Source organism: Brachyspira pilosicoli (assembly GCF_019402445.1).
In the GTDB taxonomy this organism is placed as follows: domain Bacteria; phylum Spirochaetota; class Brachyspiria; order Brachyspirales; family Brachyspiraceae; genus Brachyspira; species Brachyspira pilosicoli_B.
The window spans coordinates 1-10,793 of sequence record NZ_SRZM01000071.1 but is presented as its reverse complement, the minus strand read 5'-3'; the positions used below and the strand labels follow the sequence as shown (position 1 = coordinate 10,793).

10 protein-coding genes are annotated in these 10,793 nt (G+C 26.7%); 4 read left to right on the top strand and 6 right to left on the bottom strand.

The window, feature by feature from the left end; all coding sequences use genetic code 11:
* Both E6A48_RS02905 and E6A48_RS02900 read left to right on the top strand, forming a co-directional pair.
* On the top strand, positions 1 to 1,318 hold a 1,318-nt coding region (locus E6A48_RS02905), incomplete at its 5' end, for a motility associated factor glycosyltransferase family protein (RefSeq protein WP_219708486.1).
* Positions 1,319 to 1,445: 127 nt separating this feature from the next.
* On the top strand, positions 1,446 to 2,828 hold the full coding sequence (locus E6A48_RS02900) for a hypothetical protein (protein ID WP_219708485.1): 1,383 nt from the start codon (positions 1,446 to 1,448) through the stop codon (positions 2,826 to 2,828).
* Between the two features lie 55 nt (positions 2,829 to 2,883).
* Here the strand turns inward: E6A48_RS02900 and trhA are convergent, their stop codons facing one another.
* Together trhA and E6A48_RS02890 are read right to left on the bottom strand one after the other, a co-directional pair.
* The gene (gene trhA / locus E6A48_RS02895) at positions 2,884 to 3,552 is read right to left on the bottom strand and encodes a PAQR family membrane homeostasis protein TrhA (RefSeq protein ID WP_219708483.1); all 669 of its coding nucleotides are present in this window, start codon (positions 3,550 to 3,552) and stop codon (positions 2,884 to 2,886) included.
* Between the two features lie 89 nt (positions 3,553 to 3,641).
* On the bottom strand, positions 3,642 to 4,265 hold the full coding sequence (locus E6A48_RS02890) for a hypothetical protein (RefSeq protein ID WP_219708482.1): 624 nt from the start codon (positions 4,263 to 4,265) through the stop codon (positions 3,642 to 3,644).
* Between the two features lie 129 nt (positions 4,266 to 4,394).
* Between E6A48_RS02890 and E6A48_RS02885 the strand changes: the two genes are divergently transcribed.
* Positions 4,395 to 4,979, top strand: coding sequence for an HAD family hydrolase (locus E6A48_RS02885; RefSeq protein WP_219708481.1), 585 nt, complete (start codon positions 4,395 to 4,397; stop codon positions 4,977 to 4,979).
* Between the two features lie 94 nt (positions 4,980 to 5,073).
* Here E6A48_RS02885 and E6A48_RS02880 read toward each other — a convergent pair whose 3' ends face one another.
* The 4 genes from E6A48_RS02880 to E6A48_RS02865 all read right to left on the bottom strand — a co-directional run bounded on the left by E6A48_RS02880 (position 5,074) and on the right by E6A48_RS02865 (position 8,701).
* Entirely contained in the window at positions 5,074 to 6,186 is a 1,113-nt protein-coding gene (locus E6A48_RS02880) for a tetratricopeptide repeat protein (RefSeq protein WP_219708480.1), read from the bottom strand.
* A 133-nt stretch (positions 6,187 to 6,319) separates the two neighbouring features.
* The gene (locus E6A48_RS02875) at positions 6,320 to 7,123 is read right to left on the bottom strand and encodes a hypothetical protein (protein ID WP_219708479.1); all 804 of its coding nucleotides are present in this window, start codon (positions 7,121 to 7,123) and stop codon (positions 6,320 to 6,322) included.
* Between the two features lie 28 nt (positions 7,124 to 7,151).
* Positions 7,152 to 7,922: a hypothetical protein gene (locus E6A48_RS02870; protein WP_219708477.1), complete on the bottom strand. Its 771-nt coding sequence runs from the start codon at positions 7,920 to 7,922 to the stop codon at positions 7,152 to 7,154.
* Positions 7,923 to 7,936: 14 nt separating this feature from the next.
* On the bottom strand, positions 7,937 to 8,701 hold the full coding sequence (locus tag E6A48_RS02865) for a hypothetical protein (protein WP_219708475.1): 765 nt from the start codon (positions 8,699 to 8,701) through the stop codon (positions 7,937 to 7,939).
* A 425-nt stretch (positions 8,702 to 9,126) separates the two neighbouring features.
* Here E6A48_RS02865 and E6A48_RS02860 point away from each other — a divergent pair, with 425 nt between their 5' ends.
* The gene (locus E6A48_RS02860) at positions 9,127 to 10,671 is read left to right on the top strand and encodes a peptidase (protein WP_219708474.1); all 1,545 of its coding nucleotides are present in this window, start codon (positions 9,127 to 9,129) and stop codon (positions 10,669 to 10,671) included.
* The last annotated feature ends 122 nt before the right edge of the window (positions 10,672 to 10,793 follow it).

The following is a 10,793-nucleotide window of genomic DNA, read 5'->3' as shown; positions in this document are numbered from 1 at the left end:
TCAAACAAAAGTATTATCTATAATAGATAAAAAAACTATTAATATAAACACAATTTTAAGATTCGATAAATTATGGGCTTATAATATAGCATCAAATGTAGTAGAAATATCCACTCATTATGGAGTAAATAAGTTTTTTGATAAATATAAAAATATTCCAGCTGTAGTAGTTTCTGCTGGTCCTTCATTAGAGAAAAATATTAGAAAATTAAAAGAGTTAAAAGATAAAGCAATAATAATAGCTGTAGATACTGCGATGAAGCCATTATCTAGTCATAATATATCACCGCATTTTGTTATCACTATTGACCCTCAAAAAAAGAACTCAAAATATTTTAGAAACATCAATTTTAAAGATACTGTTTTGATAGCAGAATCTTCTGTTGATAATGAGGCAATATCATCTTTTAAAGGTGCAATATATTTTTTAGATTCTATATTTCCTCTTGCTAAATATTTTATGAAGCCTTTAGGAAAAAGGGGAGATATTACTATGGGGGGAAGTGTTTCTACTGCTGCATATGACTTTGCTATTAGAATTGGAGCTAACCCTATAATAATGCTTGGGCTTGATTTATCTTTTCCTAATCATCAAACTCATATAAAAGGAAGCTATCATGAAGAGAACTTTTTTACAGAGATAGGAAAGCTTGATTCTTATGACAGCAGAATATATAAAGTGCTTGTTTCCGGCAATTTGAGAGAAGAGAAAAATGTTTATGGGGAGAGTGTATTTACAGATTCTCGTTTTGATATGTATAGAAATTGGTATGAGGAGCAATGCAAATTAAACAGCAGTAAAAAATTCTATAATGCCACAGAAGGCGGAGTAATAATCAAGGCAATGGAAAACATTACAGTTGATGAGCTTCTTCAAAAACTTGACAATATTAATATAGAAATAGATAAAAACTCTGAAGAAGTAAATAAAAAAAATGAAATATTATCAAGTATAAAAACAGGTTTAGAGAAAATAGATGCTGAAATAATAGAGCTTAAGCCTTATGTATTAAACGCCATTAAACTATGCGATGAAATTAACAGGGAATTAAAAAGACATAGAAAAGTGGATAAACTTTTGGAGAAGTTAAGCGAATCCGACATAAAGATACTTAATATAAGCAAAGTTAATGAGTTTTTGGGTGTTACCATGCAGAGGGTTATAAAATCCATTACAGAGGGCTTTGAGTTTGAAGATAGCGATTATGATAAATCTATAGTAGGCTCTTTTAAGCTTTATGAGGCTATGAAAGACAGCATTGACTATAATCATTATATAATAGAGCGTGCTTTGATAAAGATAAACAAAGAACTATAAAATTTATTCTAAATAAAACTTTATAATATTTATTATATTTATATAATAATAGATATATAATTTTTCTTATGTTATTTCGGCTTTTGTCGATAAACTATTATAGTAGTATTTTTTAAGGTAATGTTGTATGAAATATATAATACTTTTTATATTTAGTTTTTCTATACTTTTTGCTCAAGATAATTTTTTAGATGAGATAGTATTAAATGAAGTTGAGAGGATATATCCTAATGATGAAATAGTGGCTCCTAATTCTTTTAATATTAGCATGAACTTTGATTTAAATAGATATAGATTAAATGAACCTATAACTATGGAAATAAGAATATATGCTCAAAAAGGAGAAATAAGTTTTACTAATTCTATTAATCCTTTCAATAATTATAAGTTTACAGTTTATGATAATTATAATAATAAAGTTGTTTCATCAGATAATTATACTTTATGGAAATATCAAAATGATAGAACTATAGATAATTCAAAAGATAGGGTGATTACATTAAGAGAGGGTGAGAGTTATTCATTTTTTATAGATTTGAATAATTGGTTTTATTTTACAAAATCTGGAAGATATAGAATAGAGGCCACTTTTAACCCTATGCCAGATTTAACTGAGAAATATGTTATTAGAGCAGATGATGCATATTTCTTTATTGATGAACCTCTAAGAACAGCAACTACAACTCAATCTACAAATAACATTGTTGTTGCTAGAACTTCTACTAATAGTGCTTCTACTTTGCCTGTGTATTATCCAGATGAGGTTGTTACATATACTTTAGATGCTATGAAGAGAAAAGAGTGGAGTAACTATTTTAATTATATGCATATGCCTTCTATTATTAGTATAAGCCAAAGATACAGTGAAGCTTATAGAAAAAACTATAGCAATACTTATCTTGAAGATTTTACTGATACTGGAATATATCAAAAAGCTGCTAGATTGAGTTTTCAAAATTTCTTAAAAGAGCAATTCTCTGATACTGTCAGCGTTAATATGATAAGAACTAATTTTGGAAATAATTTCTTAAATGATTTGGAAAATGCTTATAAATCAGAAAATATTAGAGAGCTTGCTATAAGATTTGATATTCTCTATAGAACTTCTTTGCCTGAAGAGAAAAAAGCTTTATTTGATGAGTTTAAAAAATATTTAGCTTCTGCTTATGATAGAAATCTTAGAAATCAGTTTATGACAGAATTAAGAAGAAATATAGTATCAACTAAAGACACTACACTAAAAAATCATTATACTATGGTTTTAGATATGATGAGTAAAGAATATGATGCTGGAACTGTATATACTTTATTAAACTATACTGTTGATAAAGTTACTATCACAGAAGAGTATGGACTAAAAAGAGCACAAGTTGAAGTTACTATGTATAATAGATTCTTTAATATGAATACTGGTGATGTTTATGACCCTACAGTAAAAAGAATATTTATACTAAGAAAAATGGGTGAATATTGGTACATAGTAAATTATTATGATACTGTGATGAGATAATATATAAAAAACTCAAGGGCTGTTTCTAAATATTTAGAGCAGCCCTTTTTGTATATCAAGAAATCACATATTGGTATAAAAACCAGAAATGAGAGAATGAGCCCATTAATACAAATATATGAAATATGTCATGGGTGAATTGTTTAGTTTTATACTGATACTTTTTTCCTAATGCATATAAGAATGCACCTATAGTATAAAATATTCCGCCCCATATAAGCCAGCTTAAATGAAGTATATTAAACTCTTGTAAAAGAGGTTTGAAAGCAAAAGCAATAATCCAGCCCATAGAAATATATAAAATTATTGTGAGTATTGGGCTTTTATATATTAAAATAGTATTCGATATCATGCCGATTAATGCACATGTCCATATCACAGATAATATGAGCATTCCGACATTTTTTGGAAGTGAAAATATGCATAGCGGCGTGTATGTTGCTGCTATAAAAATATATATGCCTATGTGGTCAAATTTACGAAATAGCTTTTTTACTTTACCATCTGGAAAAAAATGATATAGAGAGCTAAATGTATATAGTAATGTAATGCCAACACCATAAACTACCACAGGAAGCACATAGTTTTTATTTACTTTTATGAGCATAAGAACAAATCCAGCTATTGATAGTAAAGCTCCTACACTATGAGAAATAGCTGAATATAATTCTCCTATTTTTTGAGTGTTTTTAGTATTTATAACGCATTTTGAATTAGCGGTCATGATTCCTCCTAATTGTTGTGCTAAATATTAACTTAATTAGGAGTATCTAACAATAAAAGAAAGTTACTATTTTCTATAGCATATTATAACTATTTTTCTAATTTTCCTAATAAAAATACATTATCCCAGTTAATATCATCTTCTGTTGGTATGGGATATTCATTCCAGTTGGCACTATTATATGGTTTCCAATATGAATCTTTGCCATAACCGTTCTTATTTAGCCAATTTTCTAATTTTTCCATATAATATTTGTTATAATCATTTGCTATATATAAGTTTCCATTTTCTATTACAAAGCCTTTATATCTATATATTGTATTATTTTTAAAATTACCGCTATAATTAAAATCTACAGTTAAATACATTGGATCATATACTTTTTTATTTTCTAATAGATTATATAAATTAAATCTTGGAAGTGAGCTTAATATAAAATTTTGTCTTTTTGTTTTGGTATAATATACAGCTTTATTTTTTTCTGACATTTTTAAAAGATTATATTTTGTAGGGTTAGAGTAGCCGTATATTATAATGTCTATATTAGAGTGTTTATCGAATCTGTATATATTTTGAAAATTATCCATTACAATCTTATTTTTTGACTTTTCAATCCACATTTGAGCTGCTTCATTACTTATATCTTTTTTTGGGAGTGTTGTACATGCGGATATTACAAATAATGTTAATAGTAGTAATGTATATATTTTCATAGTTGTTTATTGCTGATATTATATATATTATATTGGAATTATACAATATTATAATTGCAGAATAAATATTAATGTAAAAAATTTATCTTTATGCTATAATTAATATTCAAAAAATTATAAGGTTTAATTATGACAGATATAAAACTTTTAATATTTGATATGGACGGTACTTTAATTGACAGTGCTTATTTGAATTATTATTCATACAGCAATGCTTTTAGAGAGTTTAATATAGAGCTTGACGAAGAATATTATTATAAAAAATGCTTTGGCTTGCATTACAAAACTTTTGTGTCTAATATATTGGATTTAAATAAAATAACAGAAGATAAAGATGCTTTAATTGAGAAGATACATACCAGAAAAGAGGAAATATATTTAAACAATCTTAATCTCTTAAACATTCACCCTTTTATTTATGATACAATATTGTCTAATAGGGGTAAGAAAAAACTAGCACTAGCAACCACGGCCTCACCAAATGGAGTATACGGCATATTAAAAGCATTTAAATTAGATGAAGTGTTTGACTTAGTTTTAACAGGGGCAGACATAACAAACAAAAAGCCTCACCCAGAGATATTTTTTAAGTGCATGGATTATTTTAATGTATCAAACAAAGAGATAATAATCTTTGAGGACAGCGAAGTTGGCTTGGAAGCGGCGTATGGAACTAAAGCATGGGTGATAAAAGTTGAGAAGTGGGTTAAGTAATTTGTATTATTTTTTATAAATAAAATATTTATAATATATTATTTAGATATATGAAATCCTATTAATAGATTTTCTTATTATGCAATTATAATTTTTACTTCTTCTTAGGCAAATACTTTATTACTTGGGCTTCTAACTCTATGGATTTTTGTTTGTTGTCGTAGCCCAATACTTTGCCGTAAACTTCTATATAGTTCTTTGCCTCTAGATTTAATGTTACATTGTATATTAAGTCAGCAACGCCAACTATGTTTTCAGCATTGTGGTCATATACTAATATTCTTGCTTTATTCTTTGGCACTCCGTCTATATTAGTTTTTGATATGCTGTTTACATCTGCTTTCCATTTTATATATCCGCCGTTATATAAGTCATAGTTGCCTACTACTGTAATATAATCTGGGCTTTCTCTAAATATATTATAATCTGGTGCTATTACAAAATCTTTCAAAACTCTAAATCTTTCTTTTAGATATTCGTTTATGTCGCTTTTTAATGCACCGTTTATTATCATAACAGCCTCATTAACTGATGCACTTCTCATATTCTTTTTTGCCTTGTCAAACATCTCTGCTACTTCTTTAGGAGAGTAGGTAGGGCTTTTTGCACTCTCTGGAATCTTTCCATCTTCAAGCCCTTCAAATAAATACACATCTTGTAATTTCTCTCTAAGCTCTTTTTGTTCTTTGTCTAATAATATATATTTTACAGCAGGATATCCTCTGTCTATTGCTAAATATGATAAGAAAGATATAACAAAAATTATAGGTATAAATATAAGAAGTTTTAATATAGATATCTCTCTTTTTCCTAAAATATATGCCTTTGGATTAATTTCATTGCCTTTAGCATTGTTAGTTAAAAATCTCACTCTTTCAATATTATCTTTAGCTATTTTGTTCTGAGGGTCAAGCTCTAATATTCTAAAATATTCTCTTAAAGCATTTTCTCTGTGCCCATTATGCAAACTAATATAACCCTTTGCAATCATAGCATTCACACAAAAACTATCCTCTCTAAGTGCCTTTCTAGATACCTCTTCAGCAGCATAAAAATCTTTTAAAAATATATTGGCAAAAGCAAGCATAGCAAGAGCATTAGCATCACGGTTTAATGCAGTTCTATTGGATAAAAGTAAATCTTTAGCTTTTTTATATTTTTTTCTTCTTATGAGGCTGTAAGCACTAGAAGCTATATTGTCTTTCATTTTTGATGATAGTCCTTGTGTATAGTTTACATAACTTTTCGGAATTATGATAACTTACTTTAAGCATTTTTTGATTATATGAATGCTTAAAGTGTTATCTAAAAAAATTAAAATTTAGGATAATTAAAAAATGTTATTTCTTGCTTGGGTCAAAAACACTGTCTTCTAAAAGTAAATCTTTATATTCAGTATAATAGTAAGCAGTAAGTTCATCTAAAGCTTTAGCATATTTGTCTTTTAAATCGCCGTATAATATTCTTTCTATTAGTTTTTGTACAACATCTTGAAGAGCATAAGGTACAGCATAAGCTCCTACATGACTAAAACCTATATTATGCATATGCTCATGAAACATCAAACCAGAAAAACTAGCATAACCATATAAACTATTTCCAGACCATTGAATCCAATTAGCATTTTCAAAACCAACCCAATCTGCAGTAGGAATTTGGTCTACAGGCTGTCCTCCAACATAATGCACATATCTTGATTGACCTACAACTCCTAAGCCAGCACCGCCTGTTTTTAATTTTTCATATATAAAGTCATGGCTTACAGTTCTTATAACATCAACCATTATATTAGGGTCATACATATCGCCTTTTTTTATAGAGAAATTTCCATAACTTGCATCAACTGAAGAGCCTAACTCATTTTTCTTTTCATTTACTTTTGTAGGAAATTCTTCACTATTTACAGCAGTTCTCATAAGTGCCATACATCTTAATATAAAACGTTTCTCTTCTACTGTTATAGTGGCATAATTAGTCAAATCTTCTGCTATCTTAAACTCAGCAACTCCAACATCCCAATAAGGATATTTTTTATTAATTTCTTCTTTAGTATATGTATCAGGTTTCAAGGAATTGTTATTACAGCTTAATAGAAATAATATCATTGTAAATAAGCTTAATGTTATAAATAGTGTTTTTTTCATTTTTGCTCCTTAAAACTTAAATATAAATTTAATAATTAGGCAATATTTTTATGCCAACTTGAAAACCTATGTCAAAGCTTGATATATTTTGTTTCATTAATTTTGTTAGATTTGCATTTTGATTATTTAAAAGAGGAGTTTTAAGTGAAAGTCCAAAATCATAACCAACATATCCGCCTAAAACAAAATTAATTTTTTTATCTGTATAAATAGAGTAGTCTACTGAAAATTTTATATATGGTATTACTGGAATATTAAATATATTTTTTACTTGAAAAGCATTATAATTTTCAATGTTTCTGTCAATTTCATTTTTTGTATAATTATAATATGAAGAAGCAGACCTAACATATAAAGGCACTTTTACTCCGCCTGCCAAACCAAAAGAGAATTTTTTCCAATTTAATTTTGGATATATTCCAAAAACAATACTTTCAAACATATAAACAGAAGTATTTTTATTATTATCATCTCCTCTAAAAAAAGAAAACTCATCATGAGAATAGCCTATTTCACCTAATAAACTAAAACTCATATTTTTATTAATATTAAATCTATAGCCTATATTTAATAAAACTCCAGAATCAAAACCAACTCCAGATTTTCTATTTTCTTTTTTTACTATATTATTAAAATTAGTCTCTTGTTGCTGAGTTGGGTTTTCATTTGTAAGAGAATATTGATTTATTCCAACTCCAATTCCTAAAGGCACAAATATTCCAATTTCAAGACTGTTTTTAGCAAATGCATTTATATATGATAAAGCCAACATTATTATTAATATCTTAAAAAATCTCATTTAATCTCTCTTTATTATAAAGGTCTTATTTTTACGCCGATATTAAATCCTATATCAAAACTAGATATTTTATCAGGCACTATTTTTGTTAAATCAGCATTTTTTGGTGTATATGTGAGAGGAAAATCATAAGCGATATATCCTCCAAGTACAAAGTCAAATTTCTGCGAAGAATAAATACTATAATCCACTGCTAATTTAATATATGGTATTATGTTTGAGTTAAAATAATCTTTGTAGTTTTTAGTATTTATTATTTGAAGTTTTTCTGTAGAATATCCAAGCAGAGGATTATAGCTTGAATTATTTATAGTTCCTGATAAAGCAATTTTTACACCAGCACCTATACCTATAGAAAATCTTTTATAATTGAATTTAGGAAGCACTCCAATTAGAAAACTATCAAAAGTATAATTTCTATAATTTTCCATTCTTATTGCTTGCGAATTAGTTTCTGTATCTTTTAACTTGTAATTGAATGTATCTCTGCTATAGCCCAATTCAGCTAAAAAACTAAAACCAGAAGTTCTATTAATATCTAGCTTATATCCAATTTGCACCAAAGCACCTGTTTCAAAACCAACAAATGTATTTCTTGTGTTGTTTGATATGTAGCTATCATATGTGTTTTGATTCATATTTGTTGGGCGTTCTGGGTGAGTATTGATACCTATACTCATGCCGATAGGAACAAATAGAGCTATTTCAAGCCCGCTTTTTGCAAACAATGTAGAGCTAAATATTAGAATTGTTATTAGAATTTTTAGTATATTTTTCATTATTGCCTTTATTGTTGTATATAAAATATTTATTTAAATATAACAATTTTTTTTATAATTACAATTTTTTAAATTAAAAATAATAATTTTTTATAGAATTACTTTCTTAATATTATGTCTTTCTCAAATATGTTAAATAAGTTTTTTTATTTTATTCAACTTTTTCCTGTCTTATGCACCTAAAGGTACTCCCTTCGGTCGCGGTGCGGACTTCGTCAAAGTTTTTATACTTTGGATGCGTTTCGCAAAACTGCAAATAAATAATACTAATTATATTATTATCTTAATATAAATTATTAAATTAAAACTAAAATAATATAAACATTATTAATAAAAAACTATCATTAATTATTACATATTTAGCTATATCTTTTTATTTTAAATAATATATAATTAATGTATATAATTATTTACAAAAGGTATAGATGTTTAGATTTATTTATTTTGTTATTATTTTGTTAAGCATATTCTCATGCAATAAAAATAGTTATCGCTTGGAAGATAAAAATGGTAATAATAATACTTTTGAAAACTCACAGCTTATATCTAAAGACGGTATAAAAGGAAGTATTGTTAAAGGTCAAAAGGATTATTATTATTTTAATATTAATAAAGAAGAGCTTATTGATTTTGATATATCTAACTTAGGAGATAAGCCTATAACTATGACTTTATATAACTATAAAACTAATGTTATTAAAGTGATAAGTGAGTTTGAAAATACAAATGAAAACACTAGAGTTTATACTATTCAAACCAATGATAAAGGTGAAGTGTATTCTTCTCAGGTTATGAAAGGTATTTATTTTAAATCGTCAGAAAACATTGAAGAAAATAAATATTATATAGTTATAGAATCAAAAAATGATGACACTGAATATAGCTTTATTCTTAAAAAAAGAGAATATAATGAAACTGATGAAAAAGAGCCTAATGATATAATATCGCAGTCGCAGATAATAGATGTTAATAGTGAAAATAGACTTTATACCATAGATGGATATTACAGCCAAGTTTTTAATCCTAAGTTATATTCTGGGGATTTAAAAAACATGGAAATAGATTCTTATAAGGTTACAAATAGTTCTTTTAATACTTATTCTATATCCATAGAACTTTCTGGAGTTCCTTCTATTGATGCTAGTATAAGGTTATATGATAATACTGGAAACTTTATTGCTAATTATGACCTTAATAATGTTGGAGACGGAGAGATTGTTGAAAAGTTAGTGCTTTATCCTTATATGTCATATTATTTTGTTTTGGTATCTGATAAGGCTGTATTAAATATACCATATAGGGTAAGTGTATTAGCTAAGCCTTATGATAAATATACTGAAGATGAACCTAATAATAAATATACACAAGCACAAAATTTAGAGTTTAATAAAACTTATAAGGGTGCTATAGATTATTCTTATGACAGAGATTATTATACATTTAATGTACCTATACAATCAAGCATAAAACTATCTTATTTTCTAATAGATTCTCAGGCTATTAATTTGAGAATATCTAATGAAAATGAAGGAATAATAGCTACTATGCCTCAAAATGATGATGAGTATACTACCAGCTTAAAGCAAGGAAAGTACTATTTAATTTTTGAGAGAGATACTACTAAAGAGAAATGGGTGAAGGGCAGTTCTAAGATTAGAAATTATGAGTTTAGTATGGCTATATCCAATGAAATTAGTGGGTATTATGAGGATTTAAATTATCTTAATGATTACTATAGCAATGATTATGATGATAGTTTCTACAATAATAATTATAGTGATGGCTTTTACAATAATGGATATAGCGACAGTGTCAATAATGATAATCAAACAGAATATAGCAATAATGAAGAAACTAATAATTATATTATACTAAAAGATGAAGATTATAATGCAGAATATTATTATTATAATAGTGAAGATAGTAATATGATAAATAATCAACAATATACTAATGACGGTGAATATTAATTATGGGTATAAAGGATATTTTTAAGAAAAAAAATATTAAAAAAGATTCATCTGAAAACAAAGAATCATCTTTAGAGAATACTTCTAAAAAAAGAAGATTTAAAAAAAGATATATTCCTTTA

Bases quoted from the DNA above. Each gene is read 5' to 3' on its own strand.
- trhA (WP_219708483.1), bottom strand. From the start codon at position 3,552: ATGACCGCTAATTCAAAATGCGTTATAAATACTAAAAACACTCAAAAA.
- E6A48_RS02870 (WP_219708477.1), bottom strand. From the start codon at position 7,922: ATGAGATTTTTTAAGATATTAATAATAATGTTGGCTTTATCATATATA.
- E6A48_RS02860 (WP_219708474.1), top strand. From the start codon at position 9,127: ATGTTTAGATTTATTTATTTTGTTATTATTTTGTTAAGCATATTCTCA.
- E6A48_RS02875 (WP_219708479.1), bottom strand. From the start codon at position 7,123: ATGAAAAAAACACTATTTATAACATTAAGCTTATTTACAATGATATTA.
- E6A48_RS02900 (WP_219708485.1), top strand. From the start codon at position 1,446: ATGAAATATATAATACTTTTTATATTTAGTTTTTCTATACTTTTTGCT.
- E6A48_RS02890 (WP_219708482.1), bottom strand. From the start codon at position 4,265: ATGAAAATATATACATTACTACTATTAACATTATTTGTAATATCCGCA.
- E6A48_RS02885 (WP_219708481.1), top strand. From the start codon at position 4,395: ATGACAGATATAAAACTTTTAATATTTGATATGGACGGTACTTTAATT.
- E6A48_RS02865 (WP_219708475.1), bottom strand. From the start codon at position 8,701: ATGAAAAATATACTAAAAATTCTAATAACAATTCTAATATTTAGCTCT.
- E6A48_RS02880 (WP_219708480.1), bottom strand. From the start codon at position 6,186: ATGAAAGACAATATAGCTTCTAGTGCTTACAGCCTCATAAGAAGAAAA.